The organism is Halorubrum rutilum, from assembly GCF_042665015.1.
GTDB classification, from domain to species: Archaea; Halobacteriota; Halobacteria; order Halobacteriales; family Haloferacaceae; genus Halorubrum; species Halorubrum rutilum.
The window spans coordinates 185,231-199,418 of record NZ_JBHTBL010000002.1; the positions used below are offsets into that span (position 1 = coordinate 185,231).

The 14,188-nt window shown below is 59.3% G+C and carries 15 protein-coding genes; 7 read left to right on the forward strand and 8 right to left on the reverse strand.

What is annotated here, in order from left to right; translation table 11 throughout:
- Positions 1-7 precede the first annotated feature (7 nt).
- Positions 8-973: a mannonate dehydratase gene (locus tag ACFQMF_RS03750; RefSeq protein WP_256407635.1), complete on the forward strand. Its 966-nt coding sequence runs from the start codon at positions 8-10 to the stop codon at positions 971-973.
- Here the strand turns inward: ACFQMF_RS03750 and ACFQMF_RS03755 are convergent.
- The 4 genes from ACFQMF_RS03755 to ACFQMF_RS03770 all read right to left on the reverse strand — a co-directional run bounded on the left by ACFQMF_RS03755 (position 970) and on the right by ACFQMF_RS03770 (position 5,041).
- On the reverse strand, positions 970-1,875 hold the full coding sequence (locus ACFQMF_RS03755) for an SMP-30/gluconolactonase/LRE family protein (RefSeq protein WP_256407633.1): 906 nt from the start codon (positions 1,873-1,875) through the stop codon (positions 970-972). The genes ACFQMF_RS03750 and ACFQMF_RS03755 overlap by 4 nt on opposite strands.
- A 116-nt stretch (positions 1,876-1,991) precedes the next feature.
- On the reverse strand, positions 1,992-2,819 hold the full coding sequence (locus ACFQMF_RS03760) for an ATP-binding cassette domain-containing protein (RefSeq protein ID WP_256407632.1): 828 nt from the start codon (positions 2,817-2,819) through the stop codon (positions 1,992-1,994).
- Positions 2,816-3,823, reverse strand: a complete 1,008-nt coding sequence (locus ACFQMF_RS03765) for an ABC transporter permease (protein WP_256407631.1) — start codon at positions 3,821-3,823, stop codon at positions 2,816-2,818. Before ACFQMF_RS03765 ends, ACFQMF_RS03760 begins: the two co-directional genes overlap by 4 nt.
- A 3-nt stretch (positions 3,824-3,826) precedes the next feature.
- Entirely contained in the window at positions 3,827-5,041 is a 1,215-nt protein-coding gene (locus ACFQMF_RS03770) for a sugar ABC transporter substrate-binding protein (RefSeq protein ID WP_256407630.1), read from the reverse strand.
- A gap of 299 nt (positions 5,042-5,340) precedes the next feature.
- On the opposite strand from ACFQMF_RS03770, the gene ACFQMF_RS03775 reads away from it, so the two are divergent.
- The 3 genes from ACFQMF_RS03775 to ACFQMF_RS03785 all read left to right on the forward strand — a co-directional run bounded on the left by ACFQMF_RS03775 (position 5,341) and on the right by ACFQMF_RS03785 (position 7,850).
- Positions 5,341-5,997, forward strand: coding sequence for a transaldolase family protein (locus ACFQMF_RS03775; protein ID WP_256407629.1), 657 nt, complete (start codon positions 5,341-5,343; stop codon positions 5,995-5,997).
- A 51-nt stretch (positions 5,998-6,048) separates the two neighbouring features.
- The gene (locus ACFQMF_RS03780) at positions 6,049-7,020 is read left to right on the forward strand and encodes a carbohydrate kinase family protein (protein ID WP_256407628.1); all 972 of its coding nucleotides are present in this window, start codon (positions 6,049-6,051) and stop codon (positions 7,018-7,020) included.
- A gap of 68 nt (positions 7,021-7,088) precedes the next feature.
- A complete protein-coding gene (locus tag ACFQMF_RS03785) occupies positions 7,089-7,850 on the forward strand; it encodes an IclR family transcriptional regulator (RefSeq protein ID WP_256407627.1) in 762 nt (253 codons plus the stop codon).
- 359 nt (positions 7,851-8,209) lie between these two features.
- Here the strand turns inward: ACFQMF_RS03785 and ACFQMF_RS03790 are convergent, their stop codons facing one another.
- From ACFQMF_RS03790 to ACFQMF_RS03800, 3 genes are all read right to left on the reverse strand, one after another.
- Positions 8,210-8,665: a universal stress protein gene (locus ACFQMF_RS03790; RefSeq protein ID WP_256407626.1), complete on the reverse strand. Its 456-nt coding sequence runs from the start codon at positions 8,663-8,665 to the stop codon at positions 8,210-8,212.
- A gap of 274 nt (positions 8,666-8,939) precedes the next feature.
- Positions 8,940-9,809 carry an amidohydrolase family protein gene (locus ACFQMF_RS03795; RefSeq protein WP_256407625.1) on the reverse strand — a complete coding sequence of 290 codons (870 nt, stop codon included), beginning with the start codon at positions 9,807-9,809 and terminating at the stop codon, positions 8,940-8,942.
- A gap of 2 nt (positions 9,810-9,811) precedes the next feature.
- Entirely contained in the window at positions 9,812-10,618 is an 807-nt protein-coding gene (locus ACFQMF_RS03800) for an SDR family NAD(P)-dependent oxidoreductase (RefSeq protein WP_256407624.1), read from the reverse strand.
- An 83-nt stretch (positions 10,619-10,701) separates the two neighbouring features.
- On the opposite strand from ACFQMF_RS03800, the gene ACFQMF_RS03805 reads away from it, so the two are divergent.
- From ACFQMF_RS03805 to ACFQMF_RS16275, 3 genes are read left to right on the forward strand one after another with little or no spacing between them, the layout of a single operon-like run.
- The gene (locus tag ACFQMF_RS03805) at positions 10,702-11,877 is read left to right on the forward strand and encodes a mandelate racemase family protein (RefSeq protein WP_256407623.1); all 1,176 of its coding nucleotides are present in this window, start codon (positions 10,702-10,704) and stop codon (positions 11,875-11,877) included.
- Position 11,878: 1 nt separating this feature from the next.
- Positions 11,879-12,976 (forward strand): Gfo/Idh/MocA family protein, encoded by a 1,098-nt coding sequence (locus tag ACFQMF_RS03810; RefSeq protein ID WP_256407622.1) that lies wholly within the window; start codon positions 11,879-11,881, stop codon positions 12,974-12,976.
- A 44-nt stretch (positions 12,977-13,020) separates the two neighbouring features.
- Entirely contained in the window at positions 13,021-13,278 is a 258-nt protein-coding gene (locus tag ACFQMF_RS16275; RefSeq protein ID WP_465261785.1) for a DUF7968 family protein, read from the forward strand.
- Positions 13,279-13,284: 6 nt separating this feature from the next.
- Here the strand turns inward: ACFQMF_RS16275 and ACFQMF_RS03815 are convergent, their stop codons facing one another.
- Positions 13,285-14,151, reverse strand: coding sequence for a fumarylacetoacetate hydrolase family protein (locus ACFQMF_RS03815; protein WP_256407621.1), 867 nt, complete (start codon positions 14,149-14,151; stop codon positions 13,285-13,287).
- Positions 14,152-14,188 lie beyond the last annotated feature (37 nt).

The window sequence follows — 14,188 nt, forward strand, 5'->3', positions numbered from 1 at the left end:
GGCAGGTATGGTTTCGCCCGCACTCGTACTGCCACACGAACCGGATGAACGCTGGCACCTCGCCCGACAGATGGGTGTCACGGATGCCGTGATCCACCCAATCGAGATTGGCGACGGTCGTACGCAGTGGACCTACGACGACTTACAGGGGCTCTCAAACTGGTTGTCAGACGTCGGATTGAATTTCTCCGTGCTAGAGGGGAGTGTTCCCATCTCGGATCGCATCCGCCTCGGCCGGGAAGGTCGCGATGAGGACATCGAGGCTTTCAAACGGTTCCTCCGGAACTGTGGAGAGATCGGTATTCCGGTGGTCTGCTACGACTGGATGGCGGGCGTCCGTTGGGCACGGACCGCGGCCCACGTCGAGGCCCGCGGTGGCTCCTACGTCACTGAATTTGATATCTCTCAGACCCAAGGTGGCCCCGACACGCTACCCGACGCCACACACGAAGACCTCTGGGAGGGTCTGGAGTACTTTTTGCAGGAGGTCGTCCCCGTCGCGGAGGAGGCGGGCGTAAAACTCGGTCTCCATCCCGACGACCCGCCCCGGGCTTCGCTGCGTGACATCCCTCGTATTGTCACGAGCGTCGAGAACTACGACCGCGTGCTGGACATCTACGACAGCGAGTACAACGGTATCACCTTCTGTCAGGGTAATTTTGCGGCGATGGACGCTGACATTCCCGAGACGGTCGAGCGTTTCGGTGACCGCATCAACTTCATTCACTTCCGTGACATCGAGGGTGACGCCGACAGCTTCGTCGAGACGTGGCACGACGACGGGCCGACCGATATGCTCGCCGCGATGCGGGCCTACGAACGCCATGTCGGCGACGATGTGCCGATGCGACCCGACCACGTCCCAACGATGGCCGGCGAGGACAACTCTAACCCCGGCTACCACACGAACGGGCGCCTGTTCGCCATCGGCTACATGCGCGGGCTGCGGGAACAGACGAGAGTCGACGGCTAACGACGGTCGGGATCAATAGCGGAACGGAACTCGGACCGACCGGTCACGCCAAGGTCCACGTGGTAGAGACTTCCTGCACCCGGACCTTCCCTCTCACGGGTCTCAACGCAGGCCGTCGTTACGTAGGCCGTGTCGTAATCGTCACCGGCGAAGGTCAGCGATGACACCTTTCGGGGGTCAAACGAAAGCGTCCGCTCGTGTGTTCCATCGGGCGCGAAGCGGTGGATTGCGCCCCCGTCCCAGAACGCGGACCAGACGTAGCCCTCGCTATCGACGGTCATCCCGTCGGGGTAGCCGTCGATGTCGCTCGCGTCGACGAACACCTCCGGGTCGGTGAGTCTGCCGCTCGCACGGTCGTAGTTATATCGGTAGATGTACCCCGGTTCCGACGGATCCACTTCGCAAGTATCAGTGAAGTACAGCTGCGACAGGTCCGGCGTGAACCCCATCCCGTTCGGGAGCACGCAGGACTCTCGCACGAGAGTAATCGTCCCATCGGTGTCCAGTCGGTACAACCGTCCGGGGAGCCCTCGATCGGTGTCCGGCATGACACCGGCGAAGACCCGACCTTCGGGGTCCGCGATGACGTCGTTGTACCGTTCATGGAAGCGGTCAGGGTCCGGTGCGAGGATGGTTTCGGTCGTCCAGTCCTCTCGAGAGAGCTGGCGGACCGCCCCCGCCTCTTGGAACAATAATAGTGACCCGTCCCGCTGGATGGTGAAACCGCCAATTCGCTCGTGGCTGTCGTGGTAGACACACTCATAATCATCGCTCCGTGGGTCGTATCGATAGACCCGCCCCTTCGGGATATCACACCAATAGAGTCGTTCGTCTTCGGGATGCCACAGTGGCCCCTCACCGGTCTCACACTCGATGTCGACAACCCGTTTGGGTGTGCTCATGCCACTACCAATGATCGTCGGGATTGAAAAACCGGGAGGTCGGTTCCGTGTCGTTCACGGGTCCTTCGGCCTCCGTTCACAGAAGCCGAGGACCGGGGCGTGGGCAGCAGTCCTCGTTAGTCATCGAGACGGCCGCTCGACAGCGTTCCGGTCGTCATCAATTCGTTTAATTCTTCTAAGTCCGTCTCTTCGGGTTGTTTGATATCAACGAGCGACCCCCGAAACAGGACGCCAATACGGTCGGCGTGTTTCAGCACCGACTCGATGTTGTGGCTGACGATGACGATCGTGATCCCTTGGTCGGCCAGCGTGTCGATGGTGTCCTGGACGAGCCGGGTTGCGTCGACTGACAACGCGCTCGTCGGTTCGTCAAGGATGATAACGTCCGGGTCGAACGCAAGCGACCGCCCGATCGCGACAAGTTGCCGCTGGCCGCCCGAGAGGAACTCCACCTCCGTCTTGATGTCGAGGTCTCGACCGAGCCGCTCCATCATGATCTGTTCGGCCCGCTCGTAGGTCTCATCCCAATCGATAAGCTGTAACGGGCCGAACCCGGTTCGCGGGAACTGACCCATAAAGATGTTCGTCGCGATGTCGAGGTCATCCATCAGCGCAAGGTCCTGATAGACAGTCTCAATATCGTTGTCACGGGCCTCAGATGGGTTGCTGAAGTTCACCGGCTTGCCGTCCTTGTATATCTGACCTTTCGAGGGTTCGTGGACGCCGCTAAGCATGTTCATTAGCGTCGACTTGCCGGCGCCGTTGTCGCCAACAAGCGCGAACACCTCCGACGAGTGGATATCGAGTGAAACGTCCTCGACGGCGACGATACGACCGAACTGCTTGGTGAGGTTCTCCATACGGAGCTTCGACGTCTCAGCCTTGCCGGTGTCATCGCCCCCTGTGGAGTGTTGGCCCGTCGAATCCTCTTTTTCAACGCTCATACCGCACCACTCGCAAGGATGCGAGAGCGCAGTTTGCTCTGGGTACTATACAGGAGGATTGCCACGAATAAGACGATGCCATTAATCATCTGAATCTGGGTCGCACCTATCACTTGACTGTTGTTCAGCGCTGACTGAATGACCTGAATGAGAATAACACCACCGAGTGCCCCGGTGATCTTCCCCCGGCCACCAAAGAGACTGATTCCTCCGATGACCGCACCAGCGAACGCCTGGAACACCAGTCCCTCACCGATCAGCGGCGGGACGACGCCGACAAAGCCGGTTAGCATCAGCCCGGCGATCGCAGAGAGGATGCCGCTGATAGTGTAAATAATAATGATGAGCCGCTCGGTATCGATTCCGACCTCACGGGCAGAGTTTTCGGAGCTCCCGAGCGCGTAGACGGCCTGACCAAAGGAGGTGTATCGTAACACCAAGCCGACGACGAGGAACGCAACCAACATGAACCCGATAGCAAATCGAGGCGTCCCACCAACTTGGGTATACAGTGATGGCAGACCCGTGACCGGTTGGGTCTGTAGCGCCGTCTTCGCACCCTCGAAGATGATGAGAAACGCCAGCGTTTGCAGGAACGGGTTCAGCCCGACCTTCGCGATCATCACACCGTTAACGAGACCGATAAGCGATCCGACCAGTAGGATAATAGCAAAGCCGATCCACGGACTGGTCGTCAGCCCCCAGCAGCTCGGACAGGTTCCAAGGATCATCCCAGTGAATATCGCCGAGAAACCGGCGATCGATCCTATCGAGAGGTCGAAGTGTCCCGACAAGAGGCAGAGGCTCTCGGCCAGCACAAGCAGCCCAATCGGAACCGCCCCCCACAGGATCAGCTCAGCCGATCTGAACGTCTGAGGAACTAACACCAGCACCCCGATCAGGACGAGACCGAGGATCGGCCAGATCATATTATCCAACAGTGTCAGCATCACGTCGTCCCGGTCCCCGAAGGTCCGGCCGATAAATCCCTGGTCTGTTGCCATCGATCAGCCCCAGACGTTACCCCAAAGGAACGGCTGGTCGAAGTTATCCTGCGTGATGACGACGCTGTTCGTCCGGAACCACGGGTGGCCATTCTGCTCGCGCATGACCCCAGGTTCCCAGATGGGCTCCGACCATAGCTCGACATCCTTGTGTTGGCCGGGCTCGATGTTCAGCTGGTCAGCCGTGACCTCTGACCCTACTTCCGGAATGACACTGTCGTCCATCCCGCTTTCGACGTACTCACGCATGTAATGCATCGCGATTGGATTGTAGAAGTAGTTGGGCTGGTCGACCGCTGCGTCGATCATGCCGTCGCCGACGAGCGGGTTCACCTCGGGGCTCCCGTCCATCTGGGTCAGACAGATGTGGCCATCTTCGCCCTGCGGAACCAACATATCGAGGTTTCGTAACGCCCCGACAACGCCGAGTCCCATTGAGAGATTCCCGGAGTAAATCCCGTCTACGCGGCCGTTTGCTTGTATGAACTCTTGAACGTTCGACTGGGCGACGTCGCGAGCGAACTCTCCATTGATCGTTCGGACGACTTCGACACGGTCCTGCTCATTCATTACATCCAGGAACCCTTGCGAGCGCTGATTGGCAGACTGGTTGCCCTGCGGGCCTCGGATGTTCAGCACGCGCCATGTATCCTTGTCCGGGTATTGCTGTTCAAGCGCGTTGAGCATCTGCTCACCGGAACTGGCACCACCATCGTAGTTACTGAACCCGACGTACAAGGGGATCTCCGAACTGGCCGTATCAGCGTTCGTTGCGAACACTGGCGTGCCACCCTCAATTGCCTGATTAATAGCTCCCTCCGCCGCGCCGGTCTGCCAGACACCGACGAGGATAGCATCGTAGTCACCGCTGGCGAACTCGCGAATATCAGATACCTGCTTCTGTGCGCTTTGTTGGTTTGGTCGGACGTCAAGTTCGATACCTTGGTCTTCGGCATAGAACTCGGCCGCTTCAATGTATGCCGTAATCCAAGATCCACCTCGGACGTACGCACTCATCCCGACCCTGTCCAGAGAGTTCTCTCCACTGCCACTCCCAGAGTCGCCCGCAGTACCACCATCGCTGCCACCATCGTCTCCACTACTTCCATCGCCGCCGTCTCCGCCATCTCCACCGCTTCCACTACACCCTGCCAGTGAGATGGTTGTGATTGCTGCACCAGTCGCTTTCAGAACATTCCGTCTGTTACTGCTTCGCATGCAGGTAGAGATACGACTATTACTATATAAATATTGTTGATGATATACCGTGTGGTGCCGGTGCAGTATACGGGTCGTCCGTCGTTTCCCCGATAAATCTTGTATATAAATTGAGTTTATGATAGATACTTAATGCTTCTGTGTAATAGATCGCTGAGTCCAACAGTCGTCTGTAATGAAAACGCGACTAATCTATGTTAACGCGCGTGGATCCAAATCATCAGAGAAGTCCAACAATGGTATGACTAACACTCGCATTCAAGCAGTAATTTCATGAGACTAGGTACTAGGATTACCCTGTGAATATCTATATTGACACGGTGTCGCCGGAACAGATCAGGACTGCCGAACGACGCTTCCAGCTGGACGGGGTGACGACGAACCCATCGATCGTCGCCGAGACCGACCGTCGGTACAAGAACATCGTCGAAACCGCAGGTGAGATCACTGACGGACCGGTGTTCGCACAGGTCCTCGCCGAGAGTGTTGACGGAATGGTCCGCGAAGCGCGAGGGTACCAAGACTGGGCAGATGACGTGGTCGCAAAGATTCCGGCGACACGGCCGGGATTCGAGGCCTTAGGCCGTCTCCGAGCTGACGGAGTTCCCGCAGGAGCCACCGTAGTATACACCGCTGAGCAGGCGGTGCTGGCTGCAAAGAACGATGCAACCTTCGTCGCTCCATACGTCGGTCGAATCGACGATTCGGGCGCCGACGGGATTGCTACAACCCGTCGCATTCAGTCGATTTTCGATGCTCAGGGCTTTGAAACGGAGGTGTTAGCCGCAAGTATCCGGAATACTACGCAGGCGACCGCCCTCTATGAGTCCGGCATTGATGGAATCACAATGTCACCTGCCGTCCTCGATGCCCACGTCGACTCCTCGGAGACTGCCGAGAGCGTTGCCGGCTTCGCGGCCGCTTGGGGTGACCAGGACCCTCCACTGTCGGAGTGATAGCTCCGTCTATAGCGAATTACTAAATATCGTCGGATGGTATCTATCCGCATGCCAACGGCTCCGACAGTCCTAGTCGCCGGCGATGCGCTCGTCGACTTCGTTCCGCACAACCCCGGGCCACCGGGCAACGCCGGCGGGTACGAACCGACCTTCGGAGGTTCTGGCGCGAACGCCGCGATGGCGTTGGATCGGCTCGGCCTCCCGCCGCTGTGTTGGACGAGGCTTGCGACCGACGACCTCGGAGCTTTTCTCCAAGAACACTTCGCAGCCTCCAGCATTCCGTCCGACCTACTTGTGATCGACGAAGACGCGCGGACGACGGTCTCGCTGGTCACACACGACGCCGACCGAGGACCATCGTTCGCCTTCTACCGAGAGCATGGTGCGGACACCAAGCTCCAACAGGGTACTGTGTCTGACGACACGCTCGAATCGGTGTCGTGGGTCCACACGACCGGCGTAACCATGAGCGTCGAACCGAGCCGCTCAGCGACGCTCGAGCTGCAGTCGCGAGCTGCCGACCGCTGTACGGTGTCACTGGATCCCAACTGGCGACCCGAAATGTGGCACAGCAGCCACGAGTTCCGCGCCGTCATCCGAGGGGCGCTGCCGGACATCGACGTCGTCACAGCGACACCTGATGAGCTGTCGGTTGCGGGGTTCGAAGCCGACGATCCGGCGGCGTTAGCCCGCGCTGTTGCTGACGAGGGGCCACACACCGTGGTGCTCACTCTCGGAGAGGCGGGTGCACTCTGTTTCGGAACCGACGACAGCCCAGTAACCGGGCAGGCTCGACACGGGGGATACAGTATCGACCCCGTCGATGCTACTGGTGCCGGCGACGCCTTCCTCGCGGGATTTATTGCCTCATTGACACACGGTGTTAAAGACCCAAACTGCGCGCTCGCGCTTGCGAACGCCGCCGGCGCTGTCGCAACGACCCAAGCCGGTGCAGTCACGGCGCTGACAGGGCCCGACGCACTCAGACAGTTCCACGACGATATCCCTTGGTTATCGTAGCGTCTACGTGGATAAGTGTTCTACTCTAGTGAACAGTTTTATGTATGTAGGAGGATCCTCTTCAGCGTATGCCAACAGAAGGGAACACAATCACCGCAACCAGAACATCGCTCCGAATTGTCGAGGCCCTGAAACGGTTAGATGGAGCCGGCGTAACAGCGGTGGCGAACGATCTCGATATGACGAAGAGTACGGTCCACAATCACCTCAGAACGCTGAAGGAGGAGGGATACATTACGAAAGAGAACAACGTCTATCGCGTTGGCCTGCGGTTTCTCGAATTGGGCGAGTACAAGCGTAACCGGATGGACATTTATAAAAAAGCCCGACCGGAGGTCACGTCATTAGCCGAAAAGACAGGTGAGATGGCAAACGCAGCCGTTGAGGAGCACGGTAAGGGTGTCTATATTACCCGTGCAGAGGGTACTGAAGCCGTTACGGTCGATACGTATGCGGGCAAGCGGGTGAACCTCCACTGTACCGCGCTTGGGAAGACAATCCTCGCGGAACTGCCTGAACAGCGCGTCGATGATATCATTGACACCCACGGTCTCCCGGCGCGAACAGAAAACACCATTACAGATCGAGAGGGATTAAAGTCCGAACTTGCCGAGATTCGGAAGCAAGGGTACGCGTACGATCGGGAGGAGCGGCTCTCCGGGTTGCGCTGTGTGGCTGCTCCTGTCGTCCCGGAAGAGGGTGAAATTGTGGCGGCGCTCAGCGTCTCCGGACCGACAACCCGAATTAAGGGAGACCGATTCCATAATGATATCCCTGAACTACTACGGTCGGCTGCCAACGTAATCGAGATCAATCTGACGTACTCCTAGCTGTACGATATACGCATAGGTTCGTTTCGCTCTGGTGAATATTCGTGGTAAAGCCTCTCATATGGGGGATAGCTGCTGAACATTACAAACGTACATTTGTAATTTCTGTCCCGGTCTGTGTTCTCTTCTACCAGTAGTATGTTCAGTTCTACAGAACAGAAGGTCAGTCGGATATATTTTCGCGCCGTACAAATCTCCTAATGCATCTGCGTGTTAAGTCAGATTCGCAACTGGTGAGTTACGACTCGACCGAACAGAACCGCGTCTAAAATGTCTGTTCGGATCGCTGTGCAACACGATGGTAGCACACGCGTATTGCGATCTAGGGAATAAAGAGACGATGACCAGTCGATGTCACTTTACTCTCGCTTGACATACACCACCGGCACGGGTGCGTTCAGGAGGACCTGTTGGGCGTGATCACCGAACATCGCCTTCCCGGTCGGAGATCGCTTGGTGCCCCCGACAACAGCGATGTCGGCGCCGCTCCGTTCTATCGTTCGCACGACCTGTTCCGCGAGATCCCCGCCGGAGACCCCCTGGATCTCGTACTCGATATCCAGCGACTCCAGCCGGTCGCCCGGCCCTCTGACACTCTCGTGACGCTGTGCGACCTCGTCGGGCGTGAGACCGCTAGTCGTCGTGTCGATATCCATCTGTTCCATTACTGCCTCGTAGTCATCTCTTGGGAAGGCGTACAGGAGAGTCACCCTCGCGTTCGAGGGCGCCGCAAGGTTAATCACGGTATCCACGAGGTCATCTAGACTGTCCCTATCGTCCGGACCAATTGCTAGCAGTACGCGGTCGTACGCCATACAGGACAGTCGTATGAGGGACGATTAGGTGTTTTGGATTGTGGTGAAAGTGGTGCCCGGGCGATCCGATACCATTGAGGGAGCATCTCAATCCGGGCCATACACGAATTTCGTTCCGTTGTGGTCCCCGGATCGTAGATAATTTTGGACCTGTCTGATAGGCTACCTGTCCCGGAGAGTTCGGAGCTGTATCCGCTCACCTCGATACGATTAATTGCCGCTGAGACGGGGTCCGGGATAGGTAAGAGGTATAAACAACTGTGAGCGGACGGCGTCAGTCCCTGAGAATCGCGTCAAAGGTCCGGTGTGACAGATACGAGTAATCGCGTGCGGACAGGAACGGCACCTCCTCGATCCATGAAAGACACTGCTCGTACGTAGCCCAGTCGTCCATCCACGGGTAGTCCGACCCGAGCAATAGGCGATCGGTTCCGAACCAGTCCGCGAGGTTACGGACGTATCCCCACAGGTCCTCGTAGGGCCAGTCCTCCTCGCTTGAGCGCGGAAGAGAGCTCATCTTGACTGCGACGTTGTCGCTCTCGGCCACCGTCTCGAAGTCCGTCCAGGGGGCGGCGTCGGGGCTCGTCGTCTCGTCGGGGAACGCCATGTGGTCGACGATCAATTGAACGTCCGGGTGTCGCTCTGCGAGGGTCGCAACCATCGAGAGCTGTTCAGCCTTCGGAAAGATGAACACGGTCGCCTCCTGTCGGGAGGCCTCGGTCCAGACCGGCTCCAGTTCGTCGTCGAGAATCCAGTCGGCGGTCCGATCTAAATCCGTCGAATGCTCCTCGTACTCGAGACACGCGTGCAATCGGACGCCCAGCATTCGTTCGTGGCCGACGACCCGACGGAGCGCTGCGCGTACTTCGTCGGGATCGCCGTAGAAGTCCATTAGACCGACCCCCCACAGGCGGTCCGGGTACGCCTCGACGGAACGCATCGTGTACTCGTTCGCCCGAACGCCGCGACCGTACATTGGTGTCGTCACTGTTACGGCCTCCTCGACGCTAGCGGCGTCCATGTCCTCGATGAGGTCATGGGCGGTGTATGGCCCTTCCCAACCCGGCGGGAGAACCGGCTCGGGCCACGGCAGCTCCGCGGTGTCGGAGCCCCACGTGTGGGTGTGGGTGTCAACGAGACGCATCGTCACTCGAGGTTGCCGCCTCCGCTAACGCGGACGATGTCGCCGACGACGTAGTCTGCGCGGTCGCTCGCGAGCCACAGCACCGCGTCGGCAAGGTCTTCGGGCTGTCCGAGCCGGCCGAGCGGTCGCCGCTCGCCGCGAGCTCGCAGTATCTCCTCGGCGGTTCGGTCCGGATCGTCCGCCGCCTCCTGTTCGGCTTCATAGCGGAGCTGGGCCGTCTCGGTCACGTCCGTCGAGACGGCGTTCATCCGAATACCGTGTTCGGCTAGCTCCTGTGCCATCCGCCACGTCAGTCCGTTGATTGATGTCTTCGAGATACCATACAGCCCGAACTGTCCCGTCCGGCGATCGCCGGCCTGACTCGTGTGGTTGATGATACAGCCTTCAACGCTCTCATCGATCATGTGCCGGGCGACTTGCTTCGCGGCGTAGTACTGTGCACGGACGTTGACGGCCATCGTGTGGTTCCATTGTTCGACGTCGGAGTCGACCAGCGACTCCTCTTCGGGCCAAACGGCCGCGTTGTTGACCAGCAGGTCGATCTGCCCGAACTCGTCGATAGTCCGGTCGACGAGTGCGTCGATATCGTCCGTGGACCCAACGTCAGCAGTAATTCCGACGACGCGGCCCGTCCCGCGCTCACCGAGTTCCGTGGCCGTAGAGGCCACCTCCGACTCCGTCCGAGAGTTGACGACGACGTTGGCGTCGGCGTCGGCTAGCCCGGCGGCGATCCCCCGGCCGATCCCCTTCGTGGATCCGGTGACGATGGCGGTCTCGCCGCTGAAGTCGTACTGCGTGTGTCCGACCATGCCAACCGGTTACTCACTACACCGAGATGAAACCACCGGTGAGAAGCCCTACGTTTATCTCCCGTGGTGTTACATACAACCTCATGGCGCCAGAGATAACCAGCATCGAATCCACCGAGTTTGCCTACCCCATCGAAGATGTCGGAACAGACCAGCACGGGTTCAATCTCGTGTACGAGCCGGGATCTGTGACCGAGCGGAAACTATTCGGCATCAAGATACACACAAACGAGGGAATCACCGGAGAGTACGTCGGTGGTAATTCGCCGGGTGCAGCCCAGATCAACACCTTCGCCGACTACCTCGTCGGCAAGAACCCGCTTGAGCGAGAGCGTCACTGGAGCGAGATGAAACGCGCGATGCGGAAGTACGACCGGATGGGGATCGGTCCCATCGACATCGCCTTGTGGGACTACGCAGGCAAGAAGTACGACGCTCCGATCCACGAACTGCTCGGGACCTACCGAACGCGGCTCCCCGCCTACGCGTCGACCTACCACGGCGACGAGAACGGCGGGCTCGACACGCCAGAGGCCTTCGCCGACTTCGCCGAGACGTGTTTCGAGATGGGGTACGGCGGCTTCAAGATCCACGGCTGGGGCGGCAGCGAAGGGTCCCGCGACCTCGATCGAGAACTCGCGGCGGTCCACGCGGTTGGTGAGCGGGTCGGTGATGAGATGGACCTGATGCATGACCCCGCCTGCGAACTGGAAACCTACGCCGACGCACTGAAGCTCGGACGGGCCCTAGACGAAGAGGGCTTCTTTTGGTATGAGGATCCGTACCGAGACGGGGGCATCTCACAACACGCCCACCGCAAGCTCAGACAGGCGCTTGACACCCCCGTTCTTCAAACCGAGCACGTCCGGGGTCTTGAGCCGGCGACAGACTTCGTAGCTAACGAGTCAACTGACTTCCTGCGCGCGGACCCAGAGTACGATGGTGGGATCACCGGCGCAATGAAGCGGGCGAAAGTGGCAGAAGGGTTCGGCCTTGACGTGGAGTTCCACGCGCCAGGGCCGGCCCAGCGTCACTGCATCGCAGCGATTCGCAACACGAACTACTACGAACTCGCCCTGGTCCACCCCGACTGCCCGAACACTCAGCCCCCGGTGTACGAGGGAGGCTACTCCGATATGCTCGACGCCGTCGACGACGATGGACTGATCGAGGTTCCCGACGGGCCCGGGCTTGGCGTCGACTACGACTGGGAGTACATCGAAGACAACGCCACGGGAAGCGTCCACACCTACAACTGACATGACCTACAAAGCCGGCATCATCGGAACCGGAGGTATCGCTGGGATGGGCATCCTCGGAATGCACGACGAGGAGGATATCGGTCAAAAAAAGGTTGAGGCCAGCCACGCCGGAGGGTACCGTGCGACCGAGGATGTCGACCTGGTTGCCGTCGCCGACATCGACGAAACCAAACTCGGACGGTTTGGAGAGGCGTGGGAGATACCATCCGACCGGCGATACGTCGGCCACGAGTCGATGCTCGCCGCAGAGGATCTTGATATCGTCTCCGTCTGTACACCTTCGTACCTCCATGCCGACCACGTCATAGACGCCGCCGAGTCGGCGGCCGACCCCGGACTGATCTGGTGTGAAAAGCCCATCGCGTCGTCGGTCAGCGACGCGGAGGAGATGGTCGACGTCTGCGAGGAGACGGACACGGAACTGCTGGTAAACCACTCGTTCCGATTCACGACAAAACTCCAGCAGCTCAGAGAGCTTATCCAGAACCAAGATCTGCTGGGAGAGATACACTCCGTCACCACACAGTTCCGCATGGAGCTATTGCGCAACTCCACGCACCTACTGGACACGCTGGTGTACCTGCTCGACGCCCGTGCAGAACGGGTCTCGGGCTACATCACCGGTGAGAACGAAGCAGTCGACTCCCTCGAAGCCGAAGAGCGAGTCGACGACGCAGGCGGCGGCGGCTTCGTGGTGATGGACGACGGGAGCTTCGTCACCATTGACTGTACCATCCCCCGGGAGGCCTCGTCGATGACGCTCCAGTTCATCGGCAGCAAGGGGAAACTGTACCTGAACAACGACGACGGCGAGTGGCGGTACTGGCGACTCGACGACGGCACCCACGTTGAGGCCGACCTCCCCGGGATCGAGGGTGCGTGGACGTGGGACGAGGACTATCGCGACGCCTTTGCCAACGCCGCCGCTGATGTCGTCAGTGTCCTAGACGGTACTATCGAGAACCCATCGACGGGGGAGGAAGCGACCCGCTCGCTGGAGATTATCATCGGGTTGTACGTTTCCCACCACACCGGCGGACAGGTATCAGTCCCACTTGCTCAGCCGCTGCGAGATGTGACTGTCACGTCGTGGTGAGACACAAGCAGGGAGACGGTTAATTCCAGTTCAGCACCGTTTTCATGACTGCCGACGCCGCCCGAGTGCGACTTGCTCACACCGGTGACGAGACCGTCGCTGAGGAATTACGCACGACCGCATACGTGCGGTACCTCCGCCAGTCGAAAGCCGGCCCGGTCGCGGCTGGGGACAAGTGGTCAGAAGTAGTCTTGGACGGGTGCGGCCGGACAACGCCGGTCACACTCACCGTGCGCGCGGTCGAACACGGTCAGCGGATCGGTCCGGAAACAGAAATTGAGTACGAACGGACTAACCACTGAAAGCACTCAGACAGTCGTTACGTCGTTCGCGAGATGACCAATATTGTCGATATCGATATGGACCTCATCGGCCGGCGTCAGCGAGAATCCCTCCTCCGGAACGAGCGAGGTCCCGGTGAGGAGTACCGCCGATTCGGGGACAGAGTTGTGTCGATTAAGATACGAAACCAACTCCTCGCAGGTCCGGACCATCTCGCTCGTCGAGGTCTCTCCCTCGTAGATCGTCCCCCCGTCGCGTTCAACGGTCATCGTCATCATAAGGTCGTGGGGGTCCTCGACGCTCTCGGGGGTTGCGACACAGGGACCGAGCGCACAGCATCGGTCGTATACCTTCGCCTGCGGGAGGTAGAGAGGGTTCTGTCCCTCGATAGAGCGGCTGCTCACATCGTTGCCGATGGTATAGCCAACAATCTCGCCCTCGTATAGGACAATTCCCAGTTCCGGTTCGGGGACATTCCAATCGGAGTCGCCACGAACACCGACTGAGTCGCCAGATGCAACCACCCGGTCCCAAGTTGCCTTGAAGAACACTTCCGGGCGCTCAGCCCCGTAAACATCAAGATAGATCTCCGGCATCCCGCTCTCCGCTTCGCGAGCCTGCTCGCTGATCTCGTAGGTCACGCCTGCTGCCCACACCTCGTCGACGAGCGTTGGGATCCCAACGGATGTTTCGTCCGGGATCGAAACTGTCTCGGCCTCACCGAGGAGGTCAACAGCCACCTCATCGATGGTCTGGTTACTCACGCTCGCGACATACGCGAGATCCTCGAACGCCGTCACGCTCGGCCGAGCAGCGGTCAGGTCGTAGGCGTCGGCGTCCATCCTCGCAACGAGACGGGGACCGTCAGCACCGACTGTGCGATAGTATCGCATACGGCTCGATTCAATCGGCACTGATTTATCCGTTCCG

Coding starts and splice junctions, on each gene's coding strand:
- ACFQMF_RS03760 (WP_256407632.1), bottom strand. CDS start 2,819: ATGAGCGTTGAAAAAGAGGATTCGACGGGCCAACACTCCACAGGGGGC.
- ACFQMF_RS03800 (WP_256407624.1), bottom strand. CDS start 10,618: ATGGTCGGACACACGCAGTACGACTTCAGCGGCGAGACCGCCATCGTC.
- ACFQMF_RS03795 (WP_256407625.1), bottom strand. CDS start 9,809: ATGCGTCTCGTTGACACCCACACCCACACGTGGGGCTCCGACACCGCG.
- ACFQMF_RS03805 (WP_256407623.1), top strand. CDS start 10,702: ATGGCGCCAGAGATAACCAGCATCGAATCCACCGAGTTTGCCTACCCC.
- ACFQMF_RS03770 (WP_256407630.1), bottom strand. CDS start 5,041: ATGCGAAGCAGTAACAGACGGAATGTTCTGAAAGCGACTGGTGCAGCA.
- ACFQMF_RS03765 (WP_256407631.1), bottom strand. CDS start 3,823: ATGGCAACAGACCAGGGATTTATCGGCCGGACCTTCGGGGACCGGGAC.
- ACFQMF_RS03755 (WP_256407633.1), bottom strand. CDS start 1,875: ATGAGCACACCCAAACGGGTTGTCGACATCGAGTGTGAGACCGGTGAG.
- ACFQMF_RS16275 (WP_465261785.1), top strand. CDS start 13,021: ATGACTGCCGACGCCGCCCGAGTGCGACTTGCTCACACCGGTGACGAG.
- ACFQMF_RS03750 (WP_256407635.1), top strand. CDS start 8: ATGGTTTCGCCCGCACTCGTACTGCCACACGAACCGGATGAACGCTGG.
- ACFQMF_RS03810 (WP_256407622.1), top strand. CDS start 11,879: ATGACCTACAAAGCCGGCATCATCGGAACCGGAGGTATCGCTGGGATG.
- ACFQMF_RS03785 (WP_256407627.1), top strand. CDS start 7,089: ATGCCAACAGAAGGGAACACAATCACCGCAACCAGAACATCGCTCCGA.
- ACFQMF_RS03780 (WP_256407628.1), top strand. CDS start 6,049: ATGCCAACGGCTCCGACAGTCCTAGTCGCCGGCGATGCGCTCGTCGAC.
- ACFQMF_RS03815 (WP_256407621.1), bottom strand. CDS start 14,151: ATGCGATACTATCGCACAGTCGGTGCTGACGGTCCCCGTCTCGTTGCG.
- ACFQMF_RS03790 (WP_256407626.1), bottom strand. CDS start 8,665: ATGGCGTACGACCGCGTACTGCTAGCAATTGGTCCGGACGATAGGGAC.